This is a genomic window from Gelidibacter salicanalis (assembly GCF_016469035.1).
Classification (GTDB): domain Bacteria; phylum Bacteroidota; class Bacteroidia; order Flavobacteriales; family Flavobacteriaceae; genus Gelidibacter; species Gelidibacter salicanalis_A.
In genome coordinates this window covers 1-286 of record NZ_JAEHJZ010000161.1, presented here as the reverse complement: position 1 = coordinate 286, position 286 = coordinate 1, and the positions used below count along the sequence as shown (strand labels likewise).

Annotated in this window: 1 protein-coding gene; it reads left to right on the top strand. The window is 50.0% G+C overall.

Annotated features, from left to right (window positions below):
• Positions 1 to 286: HlyD family secretion protein (locus JEM65_RS21240; RefSeq protein WP_199603728.1), on the top strand; the 286-nt coding region annotated here is incomplete at both ends.

Below are 286 nucleotides of genomic sequence, written 5' to 3'. Positions count from 1 at the left end.
AATGCAAACTTCAAAGAAACCCAGCTTAGCGGCGTTTCTTTAGGCCAGAAAGTGACCATTATCAGTGATATTTACGGAGATGACGTCCCATATGAAGGACATGTCACCGGGATAAATATGGGAACTGGAGGTAGTTTCTCCCTCCTGCCTGCGCAAAATGCCACAGGTAACTGGATTAAAGTCGTTCAGCGCGTACCAGTGCGGGTCGCACTCAATCCAGCGCAACTGCTTGAACATCCCTTGCGAATTGGTCTCTCCACGACGGCGAAGCTCTATTCCAGCGGTC